The organism is Pseudoxanthomonas mexicana, from assembly GCF_001556105.1.
Lineage (GTDB): Bacteria > Pseudomonadota > Gammaproteobacteria > Xanthomonadales > Xanthomonadaceae > Pseudoxanthomonas_A > Pseudoxanthomonas_A mexicana_A.
The window spans coordinates 64237-86777 of sequence record NZ_LSIF01000036.1 but is presented as its reverse complement, the minus strand read 5'-3'; the positions used below and the strand labels follow the sequence as shown (position 1 = coordinate 86777).

The window sequence follows — 22541 nt, the reverse complement described above, 5'->3', positions numbered from 1 at the left end:
GGGTTGGGGAATTGGACTCCAAACCGGCGTGCTACTCAAAAGCGGGGGGACGTCGTCACCATGTTGCACACCCTTGAGAAGCGGCGGGCTGATTTGGCCGAGGGCAAGACGGGGAAGCAGGTGACGCCTGTCAGTGCCAAGCGAGCCTCGGTACTGGAACTGCCACTCGAGGCCTACCAGCGTTGGGCTGACCAGGTAGAGCAGGGATTCCTGCGCGCAGCCAAATTCCTCAGACAAGAATGTTTCACCTCACCCCGGGATCTGCCTTACAGGACCCAGCTGGCTCCTTTGGCTGCGGTGCTGGCTCTTGTCGGCGCTGATGAGCGCTGGCGCGAGCCGCGCATTCACCAGAAGCTGGCTCAGTGGTTCTGGTGCGGAATTCTTGGAGAACTGTACGGCGGTGCGGTCGAGACTCGCATGGCCAATGACGTGGAAGAGCTGGTGGCATGGATCGAGTCCGATGGCGCGGCCCCACGGACGATCGGTGATGCAGCGTTTCAAGTAGATCGTCTGGCATCTCTGACCTCGCGCCTCAGTGCTGCGTACAAGGGCATCAACGTACTCGTTCTGCGTGAAGGAGCCCATGACTTGTTCTGGAAGTCCCGCATTCGCGATCTGGAGGCAGACGAGGTCGCCCTCGACATTCATCACATCTTCCCGCGTGACTGGTGCGAGAAGCAGGGCATCGCCCGCCGTCGATACGACTCGATCATCAATAAGACCCCCATCTCATACAAAGCGAATCGCATGATCGGCGGCGCCGCACCATCCAGCTATCTTGTCTCCCTTCAAGCACATCGGCAGGTGCAACTTGACACTGTTGGAATGGATATCCTTCTCAAGAGCCATCGAATCCCGACAGCAGCTTTGCGTGCCGACGATTTTGATACGTTCTACACGCAACGCCAGCAGAATCTGATGAGTCTTATCGAAGGCGTAATGGGCAAGCATTCCTCTTCCGAGACCACCCTTGGTTAGGTAGACGAGCTAACAAGCCCCAAGAGCCGGATACGACTCAAGCTTCGGGAAGATGCTGCGCGGAATCCGCGTTATCGAGAGTGCATTCGATTCCGAACTCAGAGCTCACCTGTCCTTGGGAGCTTGGCAGACGCCCGGCTTGCAGCAGCGAATCTTCTGGTCACCAGAAGGTAGATGGGTACTGAAGAAACTCCGTTCGCGCGACAGTGAGCACTTGCTGGGGATCTCTGGCCATCACATCTGCCGGCCGCTCACTGTCCAGCAGCAAATGTGGAGACATAAACCACTCCACTATGCCCCATGTGTTCTTCCAGACGTGACTGTAGTAGGTCTCATAGACGGCTAACAGGTCGGGCATCTCCCTAATCAAAGCGTTATCCCGAAACTGGAAGTCCGGATAGAGCCACTCATTGATGGGTCGATGCCAAACTGCGAGCAGTCTCCGTTGCTTGCGCCAGACCGTAAGCGTCGCCGCATCAATGCCGAGAGCCGACTGCACTGCCTGCCCCGATAGGTAGTTTCGCGCCAGCTCCAAGCGGTAAGTCGCCGCAGTGGCTGCCAAACTACTCCCCGTCGGCATAAGTACCGGGCGCTATGCACCACATGAAGGACTGGACATCAATCATGTCTCGCGGCTCCAGCTCCTCTAGAGCGTCAAAAAGATAGCGGGAGAAGCCAAGTACAGAGTGATAGGTTCGCCAGTTGAGCTGGGGCGTGTAATTCAACTCGAACCCACATAGCTCAGCCGCGAACTGTGTGATCGTTGGCTTGACGAACATGTACTGATCGGGGCGAAGGAAGAACGGGAAGTAGGTGGCTGTTGTCCACTTACCAGCACCGATGCCATCCAACACCTTGGCGAACCCAGAGAACCGACCCTCAAAAGAGTCGTCTCCGTGCAAAAGTCCATGAAGAGCCAACGAGAAAAGACTGCGTCCCGCTTCACTCTTCAGGCCGTCGCGGAGGGAGATCTTCTCGCCCGGATACACTAGATTCGTGGCATTGATGAGCTTGAGGGCGCGTCGGACCACCTCGGCGTGATCACCTGCCGCCAGGAGTGCGTCGAATGGCTCCTTGCCGAGAAGGTCAGAGGCTTGCCTGTTGGCCTTGTCCTTGTAGTCCCGCTCATGTCTTGCAAATCGCTCCCCCCGAAATCCTCCGGGGAACTGCGCCAGGAAGATCTGGATAGACTCTGGCAGACTCTGATAGCGGATGCCACTGGCAGACTTTGAAATCCTCAGGTTGTCCAGAATGGGATGCGCCGCCTCGTTCCCTGAGACTCGAACCGGCATGACATGCTTCAAGGAAAGCTTCTTCTCCCCGGTACCGACAAAGAAGATCCGTACGTGATCCTCGCTGCTTTCCTCGAGGACTTCACCGATCCCCCAAGCTGGCATTCCTGGGTGGACCACGCGCTCACCTTTCAGATACTTCATTCATTTCACCTGTTCTGTTGGTCAGTCGGGCTTCTGTGTTCAGTGGCTGGAACTTCTTACCGTGTCAGCCTAGGTAGGTCATAGCGAGTCTCCCAGAGATTGGAGCGACTCCTCGTACCGAAGTAGGAGTTCCTGAAGCACGTAGGCGGAACCGGCAGCGGTCATGAATCTGCCAGTTGTCTCAAATTCCTCATACAGATGAAGCGGTCGAGGATGCATGGTCCCGTTCACAACCGAACCTGCAAAGGCATGCGTTTCCTGAGCGACAAAGAGCGCCAACTCGGCTGTGGCGTAGGTAAGTGCGCCTAAGGAAAGGAAGTTGACTTGGCTGGGATCCGATAGTGCTGGTGAGAAGGCGCTGAACAACGATGAGTTGCGACCTCCATGCGTGCTCTCTGAGAACATCTTCTTGGCTTCCCGATGACGCTCCACCAGTACACGTGCTCGATCCTCTGGAACGCCGCACGCAAGAAGATACTGGGTCATCTTGTCGTACACCTTGCCGTAGCCGATATGCTTGTTCCAGAAGTCGTTCGTATCATGTGTGCTCGCAAAGGCACGGCACGTGTCTGCACTAAGTGCCAACGCCATCGCGATCTCGATGTCCTCGATAAAAGTTCGAGCAAGAACCCGGGCCGTCATGTCTTGCCCGATGGCAAGAAGCTCCCTTATCGACAGAATGTCCCTCTTGAGCTTGGAGACCATGACGGCGTAACCCATGAGCTCGTTACTCAGTGGGAACTGATACAAGAACCTTTCGAACTGCACAAAGAACTGGACGCTTTCGTCCAGTAGGATGAACCAGGGCTGCAGCTTCTCGTCGATCTTCTTTGACAGGCGAGATCGTAGGTCCGACAACTCCCTGGCGACATCCATGCGACCGAAGTCCGCAGGGATGACAGCGGCGAGCTGCAGTCGGTCGGCTTTGGTGACCAGATCACTGACAACCGATGGCTCAATTCTCATTCGGCTCCCCTTCCCCAAGAGGATGATGGTTGGCGCTGTTCGGCAGATACTAGTGCACGTTCGTCTGCCTCGCGAGTTCCATTCGGTAGTAGCCTTGAGGCGGACATGACCGCTTTAGCCAGGTCTTGGACGCGCGATTCACAGTTAACCCGTGGCTCCTACCGCTAGGTTCAGAGCGTATGCATGAACCGCGGCGGTCCTCCCTTTAGACACGTACTGCTCGGCGGTATCGCCTCCCAGCTCGATCAATGGAGCATGACGAAACCAGGTGATGGCGCGCTCGATGTCCAAGTCACTGCACTCGAGAAGTGCGGATATCACGCTAGCGGCGCTGTGCATGTAGTCCTGCAATAGCTCCGACTCCGGAACATGCGAGATGGCTTCTGGCGAGACGTGTGCCAGATCAGCCAGCGTCTTCAAGTCAATGCGGAACTGTTCGGCGAACAGCCTCGGGGAAATGGTTCCGTTTTCACATAGTCCCCGTAGGAAGCTACTTGATGGCTTCTGTTGAGCGAATGTCATGACGCGTATGCTCTTGATGGAACAATCCGGTGCTGCTGCTCGAATTGCAGGAGTGTTCGATATCTCAGGTCGTAGGGTCCGTTCGGTTGCCGCGCCACTGGATGGCTGCCAGCTCTTGAAATTATGGGCCTTCGGGCCAGCTAAGCCTCGTGGAATGTCTCAACGGTTCGAAGTCCCAGTCACTCTGTTCTGGAAGTGCCTGTTCTGGTGAGGCCAACTGGATGCTGAGAACAGAGTCGCGAATGGACTCCGCCAGCCAGGCGACGTCTTCCACAGTGGGGAAGTGTCTCGCGATTGTTGCGGCCTTTCGCCTGAGAGGCATAGGAAGTACATCGTCACGCGCAATGTCGACAAGGAAACTCCCTGCCCACAATAGAGCGCGTGTTCGTTCATCTGGCATGGTCATGTGATGGCCTCGGGTTATTTGGGTGAGAGCATGGCTACCGCAGATATCAGCGAGTGAGACGCTTGATCGCGAACATGTCGATCCATGACGTCCGGGAGATTGGGTAATGAGCAGGACTGGAGCGGGTACCGAGGAGCGTCCAGCTGGGCAATCCTCTATTGACCCGGCGCAAGTCGCCGCCCGCCTCGGCTTGGCGCTTCCGGAGCTAGCGGCGGCCTTGGAATGCCAAGAGGAGAGGCAGCCAGAGATCTGGCGGACTTCTGCTTTGCAGAGGAAGCTGGCGGATGTCGAGCACATCTCGGCCGTAGTCTTGGAGATGAAGCGTGCCTCGCATGATGCGCTGTTGCTGATGGGAAGGGCGCCCGTGAGGGTGTTCAATGGCAGGACGATCCTGCAGGTCATCGGCGCCGGCGAAACGGACAAGGTCCTGCGATACCTTCAATCCATCGCAAGCGGACAGAATGGTTGAGCCTGTGAAGCAGTCTTACAGCCAGATCGTCGGCTGCGTCCATATTGGACAGAATGAGGGTGTCAGCTAGACCTCGAAGCTCGACGACGCCGGAAGGCGTTCAGGGAAACCAGATTGCTCCGGGTGCCAGCCTGTTGTCCGTCCAGTCCATCCCAGTGGGCATCAAGCCAGCTCATGTCAGCCAAGTGATTGACATGCTCCAGGGTGGACAAGGCCAGCGGGCTGAGAGAGAGGCGATACTCGTGCTCCATCAGTTCCCTCAGCACGTCTGCATCCTCCGAGTACCCTTGGGCAAGATGCGACATGGATCCATCGATCTGCCGGAGCAGGTGCAATGCATGTTCGCCATCGGACCATTGCTCGCGTGGCCAAGCCTGTCCTGCGTTTCGGAGCAGGGCGAACGTCATGCCCACTGCGCGCTGGAAAGACGACAATCCAACTCCCCACTGCACCAGCTCGGCATTCGTGATGGCCTTCTGCGCTAGGGAGCAGGCCTTGCCGTCGACCTCGATGGTCGCGTTCCAGTAGTTGTAGAACAGCGGGCGCAGGGCGAAGACGTCCTGGAGCAGCTGCTGCATACCCGGGTGGCGGATCTGATCCACCAACGCGCGAAAGCGAGCGACCAGTTTCGCGGTGCCTGTGACCTCGGGGATCAAGTCGATGACCTGCAAGGCCGGCTGCCACTGGATGCGATCAATGACCGAGGTCAGTCCCACGGGATAGCCAAGGGGGTGGATGCTCACGGTGGCAGTCAGCACGGAGTCCGTGTTGGCTGCATCGAAGTGATGCCAGGTCCACGCGGCGAGCTCGCCGTCCGGATGGAGCACGCGTACCGACTGGAGGCCATCGCCACAGATCAGGCCAGGTTCGAGAACGGCATCGAAGGTGACGGGTTGGGTGATGAGGGGGTGCTTGTTCATGGGTCTTCCTTGGATAAGTAGATGTCGAGTGGGTTCTGAGACGCAGGAGGACTCGGCTCGACGCAAGAGCGTCAAGCGGGGCTTGTTCGGCGGTTGGGGGGTGTTCTCGGCGGAGCCGCTACTGCTGCTGAAGTTGAGCGACCAAGGCTTCGAGCTGTTTGCGCGTCAGCACAGATAAGGGAGTGGTCGTGCCCTGAGGGGCATCCTTCGTCCGGGGAGTGCTACTGGTCGGCATGGAGGAGGCGGTGACCAGCCCCGTGAAGGCCTTGCCGTCGTTGCGGGTAAGGTTGGGCACGTAGCGCGAGTAGACCCGGAACAACATTTCCGTATTGGCATGGCCCAAGGTCCGGGCCACCCACTCCGGATTCTCGCCTGAGGCCAGCATCAGCGTGGCCGCCGTATGGCGAGTCTGATACGGCCTGCGGGGCGCCAAGCCGAGATGGCGGAGCAGGGGATGCCAGACCCGGTTGGTGAAGTTGACCAAGTTGATCGGATCACCGTTGCGCTGTGCAAAAACCCAGCGGCAATCCTCAGAAACCAGTTTCCGCTGTTCAAGCAGGGCCGTGCGCACCAAGGGAACCATGGGGATATCCCTCATCGAACCATCGGTCTTGGTGTTCTCCAACCTCCCTTTGACGATCGACTGGCGGATCAGGATCAGATCCTGCTCGAAGTCGATGTGCTTCCACTCCAGCGCATTGATCTCGCCTGTCCGCATCCCCGTGAAGAAGCGGGCAGCCAGGTACGGATGCCAGTCTTTTCGGACGGTGCCGAGCGCACGGTGGACCTCATCCAGCGAAAGCGGCTGGATGTCGAGCTTGGGCAGGCGCAGCGGCTTGATGTTCCGGAACGGGGTGAGGAACTCATAGCGCTCGGAGGCCTCGGCCATCAGCATACGCAACGGCGTCATGATGTGATTGATCCGCGAGGGAGACAAGGCGCCGCCGCCTTTGCCGGTTTGCTTGCCCAGCTCGGCCCGGAAGGCCAGCAAGTCTGCTCGGGTGATTTCAGCCAGCGGCTTGTCACCTAGCTTGGGAAGAATGTGCTGGCGCAGGGTCCCTTGAACCGTGTCGGCATGAGTCTGGCGCCAGCGCGGCAGGTTCTCTTGGTACCAGGTCCCGGCGAACTGCGTCAGCGTCGGCGTCGGCATAGCAGGGCCCATATCTGGCAAGGTATTGCCGCTTGTCGCCACAACCGTCGGGGCGGCCTCCATGTCGCCGTCAAACTGGGCGGCGCGAGGACTGTCTGGAAAGAACGCCCGGTAGTCGAACCTGCCCTTGGCCATCTCGCGCTTGATGCGGTTGGCAAAGGCCTCCAGAGTTCGTCGGTTGGCCGCTGTGTCTTTCAGGGCCGTCTGCTCCTTGCATCGTTTGCCGCGGAACGAAAAGTCTAGGTAGAGGCAGTTGGTCTCGGGGCGCGCGCGAACCTTAGCCATGCGCCACTCCGCCGTTGGCCATCGGAATCAGCGGGACATGCGCCGAGGAGGCGGTGTGGATGTCGCGCTCAATGGCCTCCCAAAGGAAAAGCAGCTTCCGCCCACCAAAGGGACGGATGTAATGAATTCCTTCCAGCAGGACGCTGTCCTTGAGGCGGTTGCGGATGGTCCGGACGTCGTAGTGGATGCGTTCCGACAGCTGTTCGGTGGTAAGGTACGTGATGCTCATCAGCATTCTCCTGTGCAAATAATCGCTATCGCATGATGGTTTAAATCATCGTGAGATGACGATATTAGCTATCGAATGATGAAAAGCAAGATCGTTTGATAGTTTTAATAAGCGGAATTTATCTTATGTTAAGGTTTAAGCTGCGAGAGCGCATAGCTGACCTTGAGTTCCGGGAGCGGAAGCGGATCCAGCTGCAGGAAATTGCCGCAGCGACCGGACTTAACCGAATGACGCTCTCAAAGTTGGCTAACCAGCACGGGGCCAACGTTCAGACGGATGTGCTCGACAAGCTCTGTACTTACTTCGGGTGCCGGATCGAAGACCTTGTGGAACACGTGGCGGATGAGATGGTGGGATCGCCAGACGTCGTTCAATGAGCGTTCCATCTTGGGAAGATGCGACTGGAGTGGTAGAGGGGCGGGGAGATGCAAGTCATTCCAAACATGCCAGCTGCTGAGGCAACTGGATCCGAAAGGAAGGTCCTTTCGCTCCTGCGATCTGTAGATTGGGGTGGAGGCGCCGCACGTGCACTTAACTCGCTAAACCTCGCCGAGCATGCCTACCAGCGTTGGGGTGAGATCGATTTCTTGCTCGTTGGGGCAAAAGGCCTCGTCGCTATCGAAGTAAAGGGTGGCGATGTGTCCTGCAAAGGAGGTCGATGGCACTACGAAGATCGACTTGGCCGCGTTGTCACCAGAGGCAAGTCACCACTCGTACAGGCCAAGGATGCCTTCTTCTCGCTAGACCGAAATTACGTTGCGCCTAGGCTAGGCGCGGGATTTGCGACGGCATACCCGGCAGGGTTTTGCGTGATCCTAGCTGGGATGGGACGGAGTGACTTGGGGGAACTGCTGGGTGGCCCCGAGTTTCCCGAAGAATTAATTGGTGCCCGTGAAGACCTTGCTAGTCCAGCGAAGCTCCAGCTCTTCTTGGAAGGCGTTGCGCAGTACTGGGCACGGAAGAATAGCTCTTCGCGCAAGATCGCCGAACGAGATGTTGCCGAGCTCGTTCGATTGTTTCGTCCTGAGTTTGAGCGTGTGCAGGCTTTGGCCTTGGCACGTGATCGCTTCAACGAAGAAATGCTTGCCCTGACGGAAGAACAGTACGAAATTCTGGATCATTGGGCTGGCGCCGAACGCATCTACTGTTCGTCTCCCGCAGGATGCGGGAAGACGCTTTTAGCGACGGAAATGGCAAGGCGATCGATTGGTGCGGGCGACTCCCTGCTCTTCGTGGTGGGCACGGACGCGTTGGCAGCCGTGCTACGAGAACAATCCGACATCGGCAGGGCCATCGCCACCTTAGGTGAAATCGAGACACTTCCTCCTGCAGAGCGGCAGAAGGTGTCCGTATTGATCGTCGACGAAGGCCAGCAGCTCCTCTCCAAGGAAAAAATCGAGCTTCTGGACTCCGTGGTCGAAGGAGGGATCAAGCTGGGGAGATGGGCATGGTTTGGCGACGTGAACTACCAGTCGCCATATACGAGGAAGGAAATGGACGCCGGCGTGGCGATGCTGTCTTCGGCGGCGTCAGTGCGCCCCAAGCTTTCCAAGAACTGCCGCAACACCCCGGAGATCATCACGACCGTCGAATTGGCTGCTGGCGTTCCGCTAGGCCACGCGATAGTTAGCGGAAGGGGCCAGCGCCCGACGATGTTGGCCGTCGAAGACCGTAAGGAGGCGGCAAATGCCATATCGGAACGTATTCGGGAATGGCTGGACGAAGATATCTCGCTCGCGAGCATTGCGCTCATAACCAACGACGAGAGTCCCATGGACTTGGCCAATGAGGTCGCCCACCTGGGAGGGTTTGGCGTCAAGCCATGGGGAGCTTCAGTGGGACGGGATGCGCGACTTGCATACGCCAGTATCGACGCGTTTCGGGGACTAGAATCTGGCTTTCTGGTGCTATGTCTCACCGGGCCTCGATCTGGGGACGATGAATTGGGCCGGATGCTCTATCTCGGCATGACGCGGGCGAACTTCGCATTAGCAATTTTCGCCGTGCCGGAAACCCTCGAACGAGTCCATGCGCGAATGGCGGACAGCGCGACGAGGCATTTTGAAGGGGGGATGCGTGGATAACTCTGGAAAGAGGGATTCGAGGGAGCGGTTCGTCGGCTATCTAAGATCAAGGCTAGTCGGGCCTGCGGATGGCGAAGAGGAGGAATTTGCTGGTTCCCCGCTGCTTCGCTACATGATTGGCATGCTCTTCCCGCGAGAGGAGGATGTCGAGCTAGCGGATGATGGTTCGGGCGCTGAAGGCGCGTCGGCCGATGAGGATGCGGGTGAATCCCTTGGTGCGAGCCATCGGGCGCTTCCTTCATCTATGGGCTTGAGCTTCCTTATTGGACGCGATACGGCGCTGATCTGTGAAGTAAGCGCGGCGTCATACGAAAAGCTGTCTGGGGAAAACGGAAACAAGAGAGGGCGTAGTGCGAGCCAATGGAAGCGCAAGCCAATCCCAAGGGCTGGCAAGGAGCAAGTACGCATACCGATCTTGGATGCAAAGCTACCGATTGCGGTGCTCGCTGGCCGTGCATGGCTCCATGTGAATGCACGCCAATGGCCAAACGGGGGCCACCTTGTCACGGTAACCCTGGTTAATTCGTTGGAGAAGGCGTCAAGTGCATTGGACCCAGCGGAGGTCCTCTTCCAAGTCGAGCTAAGTGTGTCAGCGGAGAAAGGGGAAATACTTCCGTACCCGAGGCCTCGATCAGCGGCATCAAGTGACCAAGACGAGGCGGAGGTCAGGTACCTGTACCGCAATTCACCGATTTTCGCCCGCGGGCACGGGGTTGCCGCCACCTGGGACCTTGCCGCTAGCGGGAAATGCGAGCAAGTGCGCTCATCATTCATGCCAACGGCCGAGGTTCGCGCACCTACTTTCGAGGTCGCCGACGATGGTGGCCTAGATCCACGCTATAGGGACGTTGAGTTCCTCGCCTTCAACGATGACGTTGGCCAGTTGCAGGTCGTGCTCTCCGGCCTAAGCGATGCCTTTGGTAGTTGGCTTGCTGAGCAAGAATGCCGTGCCCGCGAAGCAGATGAACAAGAAGGGCTCCTTCTGGCCGCGCGTTGCCAAGATTGGAGGGAGCGCATCGACCTTGGGATCAAGTTGTTGTCGGATCCAGTTGCGTTCGAAGCATTCAAACTGGCCAATCGTGCTATGTACTGGCAGATGCGAATGGATAGGGTCGGGCGTGGTGGCCCATACCCAGCGGAAGAGTGCCGGAGCGTGCCGGAGCTGGGCCGCGGGCTTGGGTACCAGTGGAGGCCCTTCCAGATTGCCTTCTTCCTTGGCGTGATTCCATCTCTCTTAGACGACGTCGCTCCCGGGCTCAAGGCTGCTTGCCAGTCGCGGGACGACCACGATGTCGTCGACGTGATCTGGTTCCCGACGGGTGGCGGCAAGACAGAGGCGTACCTCTTGGTGGCGGCTTTCGAATTGATTCGCCGGCGGCTGATTCACGGGGAGCGCGACCGAGCAGCAGCAGTATTGAGCAGGTACACGTTGAGGATGCTAACGACCCAGCAATTCCAGAGAACCGGAATGCTGGTGAGTGCGTTAGAGTTGTTGCGGAGGGAATACTCTGGCCGCCTCGGGTCGCGGCCTTTCTCGGTGGGGCTATGGGTGGGCCAGAGTCTCACGCCCAATAGCTTCGCAAAAGCCATGGAGCTGCACGAAGAATGGAGTGGCGCCGCCAGCGGCGCCAAGAATCCGTTCCTTCTGGACAGATGTCCCGCTTGCTCGACAAACATCGTCGACGAAACATCAGGCAAGGTTGGCGTCCAATGTGGGCCGTCACATTTCCATTTCCATTGCCTGAGCCCAAACTGCGCCTTCCACTCAATGATCCCGATGCAAGTGGTGGACGACGCCCTATACAAGGAGCCGCCTTCGGTGCTCCTCGGGACGCTCGACAAGTTCGCCGGACTGACCTGGGACGAGCGGCCCTCCGCGTTCTTCGGTGGCCCGTCTGACGATGCACCTCCACCATCGCTGGTCATCCAAGACGAGCTCCACCTAATTTCCGGGCCGCTGGGATCGATCTGCGCGCCGTACGAAGTCGCAATCGATTCGATCATTCGGGCCAGAAGCGGGGGCAAGGGCGCAAAGGTCATCGCGTCAACGGCGACGATCCGGAATTCGCGCGAACAGGTCAAGGGAATCTATGGGAGGGAATCGACCGTATTCCCTTCTCCGGTCAGAACCTGGGAAGACGCCTACTTCTTTAGACTGGAGGACTTGGCTAGCAAGCCGGGCCGCATGTACTTGGGGGCGATGGGGCAAGGGACGACCACGCCGGTCGTTTCCATGGTTTGGGTGGCCGCGGCGTTGCTGCAAGCAAGCAAGGAAGTCGAATTGCCGGAAGAGATGCAGGACGCTTATTGGAGCGTGCTCGCGTACTTGAACAGCCGTAGGGAACTCGGTCGCACCATCACGGCAGCCTCTCAGGAAATCCCGGATCGAATCAAGGCCATCGCGACGGTGCAAGACGATGCGCGCATCGTCGACCAGATCATGGAGCTGAGCTCTCAGATGGCTAACGACATGGGCGAAGCCATCAGGACCCTTCAACGCCGCGGCACCAACACCAGCCCCGCAGTGGACTTCGTTCCTTGCACGAGCATCATCTCGGTTGGTGTGGACGTCGACCGGCTTGGCTTGATGATGGTAAATGGCCAACCTAAGTTGACATCGGAGTACATCCAAGCATCGAGTCGCGTAGGCCGCGGGGAAGCGCCAGGTCTCGTCTTGACCTTGTACTCGCCCGCCAAGCCAAGGGACAGGTCGCACTACGAGGACTTCCGCTCCTACCACGACTCCTTCTATCGTTTCGTCGAGCCCACAAGCGTCACGCCATACGCCCCTCCTGCGCGGGAACGGACGCTCCATTCGGCGATCATCGCGATGATCCGCCACGCAACAAAATACCGCGCAAACGAAAAGGCTAGGGACGTGGACTTCAGCAATCCTAGCGTCGCCCGCTTGTTGAGTGACTTCCGCAGGAGGATACGCCTTGCCGATCCTGGGGAAGCGATTGACGTTGACGTTGAGATTGATCGGATCGTCAAGGTTTGGGAGGAGGAGGCGCAAGCGGGCAGGCAGGTCTTTTACTCGAGCCCGGGAAGGCAGTTTTGGACAATATCGACGGCGCTCGTGCGTGATTTCGGGGATCCCGAGGCAGCGGGATTGTACGAGGCAATGCGCTCCGTGCGGAACGTTGACCCTGACGTGATGTTGAAGCCCGTGGCGAGGGGATGACAATGGGTAAGAGATCAATCAGGCAAGGGCAACTCGTTGCGCCGTTCGGCGTGGGTTCCATCATCGACATCGGCCAAGAATCCTTCGTGATGGCGGACATCAGCCGATGGGGCGCAAATGGCACGCATCTGATTGAGGATAGCCACCTCGAGCGTAAGCTGAAGCGCCCCATCAGGACGCCAGTCGCGAGCGAGAGCTTGGAGCCAGTCGCGATACACCGGTTCCCGCGTTGGCACTTCTGCCCGCGCTGCCGGCTTATGCGCATGGTCACCGGGCAACAAGATCTGGCGAACGGGTACGGCGTGCCGAAGTGCGCGAACCCCAAGTGCAAGGGTGAACTGACGCCGATGGGCTTCGTCGCAGCCTGCAAGAATGGGCATATGTCGGATGTCGACTGGCACTGGTGGGCGCATTCTTCGTCCGCCGGCGGGAAGGGCCCTTGCAGTCGGCAGGGTGCTCAGATGTGGTTCGAGACGACAGGACAAGGCGGTGGCGACTGGTCCGCCATCAGCGTTCGTTGCTCTTGCGGGGCCAAGAGGAACTTCGTCGGCTTGGTTCAGGTCGAGGCCCCCATGGGTATGCATTGCAAAGGAGGGCAGCCGTGGCAACTCAACGAGTCTGGTTGCGGCGAACCTCTTTGGGTCTACCGCCGCGCTGCTAGCAACCTGCATTTCCCCAAGTCCATTTCCGCTCTGGACCTGTTGCCGATCGATGGCCAGATGAGCGCGGCTGACTTAGCCGACGCCTGGCAGACCCATCCAAGCTGGGACATGATCAAGTCGCTGGACTCTGCGCAGGTAGCCATTGCGAAGATTCTTATGACGGCAACGGCGATGGCCGAACAGCTCGCTGGACGATACGGTTGCGACGCTGGCCAAGCACTGGATGCGTTGGCAAGGGCGCTACGCCCTGAATCGAATGCCGTCACGGACGAGGACGATGATCTCACGGACGCTCAGGCCGCCATCCTCCACGACGAATGGGAGACCTTGTCCGGCCGCCGGGATATCTCCTCCAGATTCCTCGACATCAAGCGGACTATGCTCCCCGATGACTGGCCGCCGGAACTCATCCGGACCATCAAGGCCATATCGATGGTCAGGCGGCTAAGGGAGGTGCGTGCCTTGCTTGGCTTCCGCCGCCTTACGCCAGACGAACAGCGGGCGATCATCCCGGTCGACCTAGGGAGTCATCCTCTGGGGTGGTACCCGGGTGTTGAAGCTTGGGGCGAAGGGATCTTCCTTCAGCTCGATGCCGATGCTGTCCGCGAATGGGAGTCGAACGTGAAAGGGGGGCTGGAAAGGAGGCTTTCGCACCTCGCGAGCACGGCTGCGGGCTTAGGTTGGGACGCATCGATGGCAAGTCCGCGCTTCCTACTCTTGCACTCATTGGCCCACGCAATGATTCGCCGGCTTAGCTTCGACGCGGGATACTCAGCATCTTCTATCCGCGAGCGAATCTACGCTGGCAGTGTGGGCTCCAAGATGTGCGGGATCCTTCTGTACACCGCTGATGGGGACTCGGAAGGGTCACTCGGGGGCTTGGTTAGGATGGGTGAGCCGAAACGCCTAGGTGCGTTGCTTGAGGCTGCTCTACTCGACGTGTCGTGGTGTTCCGCGGATCCTGTTTGCAAGGAAAGCGACCGACAAGGGATCGGCGGCATGAACGCGGCGTCCTGTCACGCATGCATGCTTGTTTCGGAGACCAGTTGCGCGTTCAATAACTCGTTGCTGGACAGGCGCGCGTTGGTCGGTATTGGTGACATGGAGCCGTTCTTCAAGCTCGACAAATTGGTGGAGTACCAGTCGTGAGGGACGTCCATGAGATTTCCTAGGCTCACGGACTTGGATGCAGAACAGAAGGCGATCTACAACGGGGCGCCCCCCGCTGAAACCATACTGGTCGTCGGTCCCCCGGGCACGGGCAAGACCGTGATGGCATTCCACAGGGCCGCGTATCTCCAAGCCCTGTCGAAAAAGAAGCCCGACAAAGCCCTTGTGCCGCGGGTCATGATGTTCAGCAAGGTTCTGTCGACGTACACGATTTCCCGAGATTCCGTGGCCCAAGACGTCGACACGTCGACGATGCATTCTTGGGCGTCTGGATGGTGGCGAAGGATGTTCAGGGCGGCGCCACCAAGCTTGCCGAGCAACGAATGGGTGCATGATTGGCAGGAGATGTTGAAGCAGTTTGCCGCTGCGGCCGGCAGCGTTGGGAGCAGGGCGCATTGGGGCCACTTGATCATCGATGAAGGCCAGGATTTCCCCCGTGACATGTACTCGGCCCTAAATTTCATTTCGATGCTTGCGCAGGTGGACGCAGGAGACTCCAAACCCGCGATTACGGTTTTCGCGGATGAGAACCAAAGGCTGCAAGAGGGCGCCAATTCTACGATTGAGGAAGTCGCAACGGCGCTTGCCTTGGGCAAAGAGCGTCGATACCAGCTTCGGAAGAACTACCGCAACAGCAAGCAGGTCGCCGAGTTCGCCAAGCATTTCTATATCGGACTGCCCTCTGGCGTGCCCGACATCCCTTCGAGGGTAGGAAGGTCGAAACCCAAGGTGGTGTTGGCGTCGAGCCTTGAAGTGATCCGACGCCGGATAGCGGCGCATGCATCTAACAACCCTGGCGAAGACATTGGCGTGCTTTGTATGCGGGATGTTCTTAGGAAGAAGGTGTTCAATAGCCTCGCGAGCAGGTTGGTCAACAGCGGCATGGTCGTCCAAACCTATTCCTACAGAGAAAGGCGAGAGCATCCACCCGAGGACCTGAAGTTCGACAAGGGTGGGTCGGTCACTATCCTTAACTTCCAGAGCGCAAAGGGCTTGGAATTCGACGCCGTTTTCATTGTCGACCCATTCCTTGACAATGGTGGCGCCAGCGCCCAGCAGGCCAAAATGCAGTTGTATGTAATGGCTTCGCGCGCACGCGAGTACCTTGAGCTACTCATCTTGAACCAACCCCAGAATTTGGCGGACAGGCTTCCGCCCGGCAACCTTTATGACCAAATCGAAGAGTAGGGCGCGCGGCGCCAAGCAGAATGGCCAACCGCGACGCTTCGTGGCCATTCATCAGGATCGACTGATGCAGGCATTCGCCCGAGGCTTCGTGCCGGTCCAGGATACCCCGCTGTTGGCGGAGGCCATCGTCACGGACGCCTCCATCAAGCGCGCAAAGGGAGATGAAGCTTGGGGGAGCGTGTTCTTGCTCGAGGTACCAAGAGACGCGTCGATGAATGAAGCTTTGCGCGTGAGCCAGCCGCTGCTCTTGACGGACGTCATGGCTTGTTGGGCGCCTTCCGTGGATGCGGCGCTAGATATAGAAGCTCGCATGGAAACATTTGACGACACGGTTCCGGCGGCTCTGGAAATCAAGACGGATCCATCGTTGTTCTCTGAGGGTGGCGGATTGGCGGAGGAACAACCCGGGCTTGCATTCTCGCTTGGCGATTCCCCGATGCAAGATGAAGGAAACCAGGGCGCGGATGAAATTCCAAGCATCGACTCGACGGCCTTGGAAAAGCTTGCTGGGGCGATTGCCAGCATTGGTTCCCTTGCAAGGCGAGGTAGTGCTCCGATCACGACGGCATGCGAGCTGCTGTCCCTGCCCGAGCATGCGGATGCGTCCCGGTCCAGTGACGCACTCACTCGATTCGCGCATCACGCTTATCGAGCGGTTCACCCGGGGCAGGCTGAATCAGGGGACGAACGGATCTACATCACCGCCGCGACGATGCTCCATGAGGTTTCCACGAAGGATGGTATCGATCCCATTTCATTCGTCGAACAGTTGCTGGCCATCGATTCCCAGCAAGGCCATCAGGGAGCGGAGGTGGAGGCATTCCTCGATACGCTACGGAAAGTCTTGGACAATAGGATCGAGTTGAGCGACTCGAAGATCGACGACACCGGGGGGGTTGGACAGCGCGCCCTGATGATCTTCCTGCTCGCACCCAGAGCAGAACAACTGCAGCGATGGGTCGGCGCTCGGCCAGTCGGAAAGGGTGTGGCTATCCTAGCCAGCATCCTGTCGGGACTTTACTGCGGTCTGGGGGGTATCTCGCGCGAGGCGAAGGGACCAACGCGCAGTGCCTTTCTGGGTGCGATCACCGCGGCAAGGTTCGTAGTAGAGGGGAAAGCGCTGCAGGTTCATTCAACCCGCCGTTGGGACGAGGCTGGAAATCAAGTCGAACGAGTTGGACTCGCCGGCTTCGACTTCATTGAGCGCACTCTGCCCGCAAGTGGCGCCTATGCCGAACTTCTGCAAGGGCTTCGCGCAAAGCGAGTTTTGACTGGCTTGGACCCCAACACGGGAGTCGCGAAGGCATCGCTGGGCGCGGATGGTGTGGTTGCCTCGGCCCAAGTAGACGAGGCCAAATTCCGGCTGCCCCACGGAACCGTCGCGCGGCTCGCACTCAAGGCGAAGCTTCAGAAGCGGGGGCAGCCCCCGAGAGAACTTTTAGCTAGCTTGCTGGATCGCTCGCTGCGGCCAGTAGTTCCAAGCGTGGATCCAGCCACGGGCGAGATTTTGCTGGAAGTCGAGGTGGACTTAGGAGGCGACCCTTCCCTTGCATTGTCTGCCCTCCAAGGGGCGATGAAGTCCTTGGGCCTCGTGCCGGTGGTGGATCCCGAGCTCGTTCCCGCGGAGAAGCCAAAGAGGGCGAGTCGGAAGCCGAAAGCGGCGGCCACGGACGAATATGGCGGGCAAGAGGGCTAACGTCCCAGAAATTGAGACAATCACGCGGCACCATGGCCTGGATTTCCCAATCGGCCACGAACTATCATGACGTATGGTCGACACGCTTTCCCCTGCCGAGAGAAGCGCCCGTATGGCGCGGATACGATCGAAGGACACCAAGCCAGAGTTGATCGTTCGGAAGGCGGTGTGGGCGGCAGGGTTCAGGTACAGGCTACATGGCAAGTCGCTGCCAGGTAGGCCGGACCTTGTCTTCCCCGCCCTTGGCACCGTCGTTTTCGTACACGGCTGCTATTGGCATGGCCACTCATGCCAGAAGGGGAGGATCCCGGGGAAAAACAGCGCTTTCTGGCGGGAAAAGTTCGACTCGAACAAGGCCAGGGACAAGCGTAACCGGGCACGGCTCCGCCGCGACGGATGGAAGGTAATCACGATCTGGGAGTGTTCCCTGGCCACGATCCCGAAGCGGGAAAAGGCGATCAAGAAACTCCTGGATTTATTGGTAGAAGCACGACAAAATGCAAAGCCACGGCGCCTGGATCCCTAGTCAGGTCGGCGGCATCATTGAACCGGAGTAACCATCAAGAACCCCATGGATCCGAAAAAGTCACTCAAGGTCGTCGACCTCTTCGCAGGTTGCGGTGGCCTCTCGCTTGGATTGGAGAACGCAGGATTCTTCCCCGTGTTCGTCAACGAGCTCAACGACGATGCGCGCCGGACGTACATCGAGAATAGGAAGGAGATCAACCCGCTCTTGAAGGAGTCGGCGTTCCATGCCGCGGACGTCAAGTCGATGGTCGCCAGTGAGTCGTACGTGAAATCCCTGGAGAGGCGCTTCAAGAGCGAATTCCAATTCGGGCATGGGGAACTGGACCTGCTGGTTGGCGGGCCGCCCTGCCAAGGCTTTTCGGGAATTGGCCATCGCCGATCGTATTCGGTGGAAAAGGAGCAATTGCCCTCGAACCACTTGTTCCAAGACATGGCGGCGCTGGTGCACCGACTGCGGCCACGCGCGTTCTTGTTCGAGAACGTCCGCGGGTTACTCCACGCCAAGTGGAATGACGGCGGCGAAAAGGGGGACATCTGGAAGCAGGTGTTCCAGACCTTCAGCGGCCTGAAGGACTATCGGGTTGCGTACAGGCTCGTTTTCGCCAAGGACTACGGAGTCCCGCAGAACCGCCCGCGCGTCCTGATGGTCGGCATTCGCAAGGACGTTAAGTCTCCGCTGCTCGCGGATAGTGACTCCGTGGACGCGGTCGAGCGCGGGTTCTTGCCGCCACCCAATGGCAGGCAGCACGCGCCGCATCCCATCGAGCTCCTTGGCGACCTCGTAGACGACAAGTACGCCAATGGCGGCGCGACGTTGGTTTATCCCAAGGCCGCGACGACTGCGATCCAAAGGTGGCTGAGGACGCCGAGGGAAGGAGGGTCGCCGCTTCGCAAGGGCGCCTCCGTCACCGAGCATGAGTACAGCAAGCACAGCCCCAAGATCGTCGAGAAATTCCAGGCGATGATCGACAATGGCGGCATCGTCCCCGAGAAATTCCGGACAAAGAAATTCGCCCAGCGTGTCCTTCCCCTCAAATGGGGAGATGAGGGCCCGACTATCACTGCGACGTCGTTGCCAGACGACTACGTGCATTTCTCGCAGCCGCGCATCCTGACGGTACGCGAGTGGGCAAGGCTCCAAATGTTCCCCGATTGGTACCAGTTCGAGGGCAAGCGCTCGACGGGCGGCATTCGACGGGCGGGCAATCCCCGCGAAGGCGTGTTCGACCGCGAAGTGCCGAAATATACTCAGATCGGGAATGCCGTTCCCGTGGGACTGGCACAGGCCGTTGGCGAGCACCTCGCGAAGATCTTGCGCCCATAGCGCTTGCAGGTGAGACAATGACATCCCACTCTTAGGGGACGAGGGGGATAGCGATGCTGGAGCGCGCGGACCGACAAATTGAGGAAGTGATCCGTGTCCTCGCCGACAAAGGTGTGGAGGCGGGCTTCCTCGTGCCGACGGAAACGGGCTTGTCCAAGTCGATTATGGATGCCCACGGCCAGCTACGGGACTACCTGCGCCGGGAAGGCCTGCACGACTACGAGGCCCAGTCCAAGGGGCCTGACGCGAAGGTAGTGGTTACCGCTTGGCACCTGACTGGGAGCGCGAGGGAAGAGGCAAAGGCCTCCTTGTATCGTCCGGAAACCAAGGATGGCGACCCCCGGATCTGGGTGACCGGCTTGCCGAAGTATGCCAAGGCCGGGAACCTATTGGCGCTCTTTGCGCACGAAGGGCAGCTTTATATCGCTAACACCAGCGTGCCCGGGGTCTTCGATTCCCTCAAGGATCCGGCTAGCCCGCTGGGCAACCTAATCCAAGCGATCGCGATCGCGAAGAACGCACCAGCGGACGAGTTGCTCACGAAACTTCGGGACGTCGCCGCACGAGGGTACGTGAGGAGCCTTCGATCCGGGCCGACGGGCGTGGGAATGACGCTCGAGACATTGCTGGGCATCCCAGCCAACTCGAGCAAATCTCCGGATTACAAGGGCATCGAGATCAAGGCCTCGAGGACTTCCGGTGGTACGCGACAAGCGAACCGGATAACCCTCTTCTCGAAGGTTCCCGATTGGAGCGAAAGTGCGATCGGAACTGCGGTGTCCCTATTGCAAACATACGGGTACGACAAGGATGGGCGACGACAGTTGTACTGCTCGTTGAACAATGTCCCGAACACCCTAAGATTGTTCTTGTCGGTCCTGGGCGCCGATCTGCATGCAATGCACGGCACGATCTTGTCGCCCACCAAGGTAGTGCAATGGGGCATGGAAGGGTTACGACAAGTCCTAGCTGAAAAGCACCAACAGACGTTCTGGGTGAAAGCCGCCGTTCGCCGCGGCGCGGATGGCGAGGAAGAATTTCACTACGTTCAAGCAGTACATACGCGTGCGCCGATGATTTCGAATCTAGAGTCGCTTTTCGAGCGGGGACACATCGAGCTGGACTTTGTGCTTCATTTGTTAGCCCGCGATCCCGGGCGGCGTCCGCGGGCGAGGGACCACGGATACTTGTTCAAGATGGACCCACGCAACATAGGGCTGATTTTCCCGCCCAGCATTCGCTACGATTTGGTCTAACGCGCCATTATCACCACGGTGGAAATTATGGCTAGGTTTGGCGGTGGAACTAGCATGTGGTGTCCGGAATGCAAGGGCATCCGGGTGTGCAAAGCGATTCCGGGTGCGGATGTTACGTGGGATACGGACGACTATACCCAGCGCCGCTACCACAGCGCCCACAACGACTTAAATTGGTTCCAGCGCGGTAGGGAGTGCCTAACTTGCGAGCATCGATTCCTTACCGGAGAGATAGGTCTTGATTTCTTGTTCGAGCTTGTCCGGTTGCGAGATGCCCTGAACAACATCAAGATTAGTGCAGAGCAGTACTCCTCTGAATCGGTAAGAGCCGCCGCATCCCTCAGAAAGCTTTCCGCTTCTCTTAACGTTCTGAAAGCGCTTGATATGTACAAGGACGCGGGATAGCTCTGGAAGTTCATTCCAGCGGAAACCGATAGCCGCGCTGGGCCCACTTGGAAGATCCCGAGATTGCCCGAGTAAAGCATGCAAGCGAGCGTCCCCCTTCGGGGCGTAGGCGGTTGTAGTTATCGGCGTACGCCAGCAAAGCGTGCGACGCTGAGGAGTAGGCAGTTGATCAGCTCCCCCTTGCTTCGACGCACCGCCATCATTCGCCTCTTGAGCCAGCGAAGTGTCGGTCTGTGGGCAGACTGATCTTGATCATCCTTGGATGGCCTCGCCGTGGGCCGGCAGGAGGCTTCTACTCATCGTGCCGAAGAGCTTGACTAGAAGTTGTCCCAGTGGCGTCCCAGAATTGTCACAGGGAATATGGCGCGCCTGGAGGGATTCGAACCCCCGACCAATGGCTTCGGAAGCCACTACTCTATCCGGCTGAGCTACAGGCGCGTTTTTAAAGGACTTTTTGCTTCGGGCCAGCCACTTTTGAGTAGTAGCCCGGTGACACTGCGGTTCCCGATTTTGGCCTATGAGCAGCGGCTTCGGAAGCCACTACTCTATCCGGCTGAGCTACGGGCGCACGGGACCGGCATTCTAGCCGCAAACCGATGCGATGGCCCAGTTTGCGGCGGGCTTGGGGGATACGGACGCCTGGGGCGGGCCTGCTACCCTTTCACGCATGGGATACGAGCCTTTCGAAAAAGCCGGCACACCGCACTGGCGTGAACGCCTGGGCCAGTACTGGAAGCTGCTGCGTGGCGACCGGCCGATCGGCGTGCTGTTGCTGCTGTGGCCGACCTGGTGGGCGTTGTGGCTGGCGGCCGACGGCGTGCCGTCGACGTGGACGTTGTTCGTGTTCACCGCCGGTGTGTGGTTGACCCGCTCAGCGGGATGCGTGATCAACGATTACGCGGACCGGTGGCTGGATCCGCAGGTCGAACGCACGCGCGGCCGCCCGTTGGCCACGGGCGCGGTGTCGGGACGCGAAGCGCTGATCGTGTTCGCCATGCTGATGCTGGCGGCATTCGCGCTGGTGCTGACGATGAACCGGCTGACCGTCTGGCTGAGCGTGGTCGGGCTGTTCCTGGCGGCCACTTACCCATATCTCAAGCGCCATACCTACCTGCCGCAGGTCTACCTTGGGCTGGCGTTCGGCTGGGGCATCCCGATGGCCTTCGCGGCGGTGCAGGGCGAGGTCCCCACGGTGGCCTGGGTGCTGTACGGCGCCAACATCCTGTGGGCCACGGCCTACGACACCTGGTACGCGATGGTGGATCGGGAGGACGACCTGCGTGCGGGTTCGAAATCCACCGCCATCCTGTTCGGCGATCTGGACCTGGTCGTCCAGGGCGTGCTGTATGCACTCATGTTCGTCGCGCTGTACCTCGTGGGACGGCATGCGGGGCTGGGCATGTACTACTTCGCAAGCATGGGTGTCGCCGCCTTGCTGGTCGCCTCACAATTCTGGATGGCCCGTCACCGCGAACGCGACGCGTGCTTCCGCGCCTTCCTGCACAACAACTGGGTGGGTGCGGTGATCTTCGCCGGACTGGCGTTCGATCTTGCCCGCCGAACGGCATAGCGCATTCAAGATGAGGCGCGACTAGCGTGATAGTGTTCACACTTATTCGATGTAGCATCACGCAGCGCACGACATGGCACAACACGACAGGGGAACGGGGATCGCACGATCCC

At 59.0% G+C, this 22541-nt stretch carries 18 protein-coding genes, 1 tRNA gene and 2 pseudogenes; 13 read left to right on the top strand and 8 right to left on the bottom strand.

The annotated features are described in order from the left end of the window. Positions 1-978: pseudogene (locus tag AX730_RS06720) on the top strand (hypothetical protein); the annotation flags it as partial. Positions 979-1138: 160 nt separating this feature from the next. On the opposite strand, the gene AX730_RS06715 reads toward AX730_RS06720, so the two are convergent. The 4 genes from AX730_RS06715 to AX730_RS19550 all read right to left on the bottom strand — a co-directional run bounded on the left by AX730_RS06715 (position 1139) and on the right by AX730_RS19550 (position 4302). Next, positions 1139-1513, bottom strand: coding sequence for a hypothetical protein (locus AX730_RS06715; protein ID WP_157074131.1), 375 nt, complete (start codon positions 1511-1513; stop codon positions 1139-1141). A 28-nt stretch (positions 1514-1541) separates the two neighbouring features. Then, entirely contained in the window at positions 1542-2414 is an 873-nt protein-coding gene (locus AX730_RS06710; RefSeq protein WP_083537769.1) for a DUF3553 domain-containing protein, read from the bottom strand. Between the two features lie 78 nt (positions 2415-2492). Continuing rightward, the gene (locus AX730_RS06705; RefSeq protein ID WP_062353797.1) at positions 2493-3380 is read right to left on the bottom strand and encodes a hypothetical protein; all 888 of its coding nucleotides are present in this window, start codon (positions 3378-3380) and stop codon (positions 2493-2495) included. A 643-nt stretch (positions 3381-4023) separates the two neighbouring features. Beyond that, a complete protein-coding gene (locus AX730_RS19550) occupies positions 4024-4302 on the bottom strand; it encodes a BPSL0761 family protein (RefSeq protein ID WP_407071476.1) in 279 nt (92 codons plus the stop codon). Positions 4303-4414: 112 nt separating this feature from the next. On the opposite strand from AX730_RS19550, the gene AX730_RS06695 reads away from it, so the two are divergent. After that, positions 4415-4777, top strand: a complete 363-nt coding sequence (locus tag AX730_RS06695) for a hypothetical protein (RefSeq protein ID WP_062353791.1) — start codon at positions 4415-4417, stop codon at positions 4775-4777. A 62-nt stretch (positions 4778-4839) separates the two neighbouring features. On the opposite strand, the gene AX730_RS06690 is transcribed toward AX730_RS06695, so the two are convergent. The 3 genes from AX730_RS06690 to AX730_RS06680 form a co-directional block, all read right to left on the bottom strand. Continuing rightward, on the bottom strand, positions 4840-5697 hold the full coding sequence (locus AX730_RS06690; RefSeq protein WP_062353788.1) for a hypothetical protein: 858 nt from the start codon (positions 5695-5697) through the stop codon (positions 4840-4842). Between the two features lie 118 nt (positions 5698-5815). Next, the gene (locus AX730_RS06685) at positions 5816-7132 is read right to left on the bottom strand and encodes an Arm DNA-binding domain-containing protein (RefSeq protein ID WP_083537767.1); all 1317 of its coding nucleotides are present in this window, start codon (positions 7130-7132) and stop codon (positions 5816-5818) included. Beyond that, entirely contained in the window at positions 7125-7361 is a 237-nt protein-coding gene (locus AX730_RS06680) for a hypothetical protein (protein ID WP_062353814.1), read from the bottom strand. Before AX730_RS06680 ends, AX730_RS06685 begins: the two co-directional genes overlap by 8 nt. A gap of 125 nt (positions 7362-7486) precedes the next feature. Here AX730_RS06680 and AX730_RS06675 point away from each other — a divergent pair, with 125 nt between their 5' ends. The 10 genes and pseudogenes from AX730_RS06675 to AX730_RS06630 all read left to right on the top strand — a co-directional run bounded on the left by AX730_RS06675 (position 7487) and on the right by AX730_RS06630 (position 20453). Further along, positions 7487-7738 (top strand): helix-turn-helix domain-containing protein, encoded by a 252-nt coding sequence (locus AX730_RS06675; RefSeq protein ID WP_062353786.1) that lies wholly within the window; start codon positions 7487-7489, stop codon positions 7736-7738. A gap of 48 nt (positions 7739-7786) precedes the next feature. Next, a pseudogene (locus tag AX730_RS19545) lies at positions 7787-8086 on the top strand (nuclease-related domain-containing protein); the annotation flags it as partial. Between the two features lie 114 nt (positions 8087-8200). After that, entirely contained in the window at positions 8201-9445 is a 1245-nt protein-coding gene (locus tag AX730_RS18400; RefSeq protein ID WP_232310192.1) for an ATP-binding protein, read from the top strand. Continuing rightward, positions 9438-12629, top strand: coding sequence for a hypothetical protein (locus AX730_RS06660; protein WP_157074130.1), 3192 nt, complete (start codon positions 9438-9440; stop codon positions 12627-12629). The genes AX730_RS18400 and AX730_RS06660 overlap by 8 nt, the downstream gene beginning before the upstream one ends. Positions 12630-12631: 2 nt before the next feature. Beyond that, on the top strand, positions 12632-14440 hold the full coding sequence (gene drmB / locus AX730_RS06655) for a DUF1998 domain-containing protein (protein WP_062353773.1): 1809 nt from the start codon (positions 12632-12634) through the stop codon (positions 14438-14440). 33 nt (positions 14441-14473) lie between these two features. Next, the gene (locus AX730_RS06650; protein WP_198147057.1) at positions 14474-15649 is read left to right on the top strand and encodes an ATP-binding domain-containing protein; all 1176 of its coding nucleotides are present in this window, start codon (positions 14474-14476) and stop codon (positions 15647-15649) included. Then, entirely contained in the window at positions 15630-17345 is a 1716-nt protein-coding gene (locus tag AX730_RS06645; protein ID WP_157074129.1) for a hypothetical protein, read from the top strand. The genes AX730_RS06650 and AX730_RS06645 overlap by 20 nt, the downstream gene beginning before the upstream one ends. Positions 17346-17418: 73 nt before the next feature. Beyond that, entirely contained in the window at positions 17419-17871 is a 453-nt protein-coding gene (locus AX730_RS18395; protein ID WP_083537764.1) for a very short patch repair endonuclease, read from the top strand. 45 nt (positions 17872-17916) lie between these two features. Further along, positions 17917-19197, top strand: coding sequence for a DNA cytosine methyltransferase (locus AX730_RS06635; RefSeq protein ID WP_062353761.1), 1281 nt, complete (start codon positions 17917-17919; stop codon positions 19195-19197). 53 nt (positions 19198-19250) lie between these two features. Next, positions 19251-20453 (top strand): MvaI/BcnI family restriction endonuclease, encoded by a 1203-nt coding sequence (locus tag AX730_RS06630; RefSeq protein WP_062353750.1) that lies wholly within the window; start codon positions 19251-19253, stop codon positions 20451-20453. A 766-nt stretch (positions 20454-21219) separates the two neighbouring features. Here the strand turns inward: AX730_RS06630 and AX730_RS06625 are convergent. Further along, a tRNA-Arg gene (locus tag AX730_RS06625) sits at positions 21220-21296 on the bottom strand. Between the two features lie 229 nt (positions 21297-21525). Between AX730_RS06625 and ubiA the strand changes: the two genes are divergently transcribed. Then, positions 21526-22428, top strand: a complete 903-nt coding sequence (gene ubiA / locus AX730_RS06620) for a 4-hydroxybenzoate octaprenyltransferase (protein WP_062353747.1) — start codon at positions 21526-21528, stop codon at positions 22426-22428. Positions 22429-22541 lie beyond the last annotated feature (113 nt).

Coding starts and splice junctions, on each gene's coding strand:
- AX730_RS06710 (WP_083537769.1), bottom strand. CDS start 2,414: ATGAAGTATCTGAAAGGTGAGCGCGTGGTCCACCCAGGAATGCCAGCT.
- AX730_RS06705 (WP_062353797.1), bottom strand. CDS start 3,380: ATGAGAATTGAGCCATCGGTTGTCAGTGATCTGGTCACCAAAGCCGAC.
- AX730_RS19550 (WP_407071476.1), bottom strand. CDS start 4,302: ATGCCAGATGAACGAACACGCGCTCTATTGTGGGCAGGGAGTTTCCTT.
- AX730_RS06695 (WP_062353791.1), top strand. CDS start 4,415: ATGAGCAGGACTGGAGCGGGTACCGAGGAGCGTCCAGCTGGGCAATCC.
- AX730_RS06690 (WP_062353788.1), bottom strand. CDS start 5,697: ATGAACAAGCACCCCCTCATCACCCAACCCGTCACCTTCGATGCCGTT.
- AX730_RS06685 (WP_083537767.1), bottom strand. CDS start 7,132: ATGGCTAAGGTTCGCGCGCGCCCCGAGACCAACTGCCTCTACCTAGAC.
- AX730_RS06680 (WP_062353814.1), bottom strand. CDS start 7,361: ATGAGCATCACGTACCTTACCACCGAACAGCTGTCGGAACGCATCCAC.
- AX730_RS06675 (WP_062353786.1), top strand. CDS start 7,487: ATGTTAAGGTTTAAGCTGCGAGAGCGCATAGCTGACCTTGAGTTCCGG.
- drmB (WP_062353773.1), top strand. CDS start 12,632: ATGGGTAAGAGATCAATCAGGCAAGGGCAACTCGTTGCGCCGTTCGGC.
- AX730_RS06645 (WP_157074129.1), top strand. CDS start 15,630: ATGACCAAATCGAAGAGTAGGGCGCGCGGCGCCAAGCAGAATGGCCAA.
- AX730_RS18395 (WP_083537764.1), top strand. CDS start 17,419: ATGGTCGACACGCTTTCCCCTGCCGAGAGAAGCGCCCGTATGGCGCGG.
- AX730_RS06635 (WP_062353761.1), top strand. CDS start 17,917: ATGGATCCGAAAAAGTCACTCAAGGTCGTCGACCTCTTCGCAGGTTGC.
- AX730_RS06630 (WP_062353750.1), top strand. CDS start 19,251: ATGCTGGAGCGCGCGGACCGACAAATTGAGGAAGTGATCCGTGTCCTC.
- ubiA (WP_062353747.1), top strand. CDS start 21,526: ATGGGATACGAGCCTTTCGAAAAAGCCGGCACACCGCACTGGCGTGAA.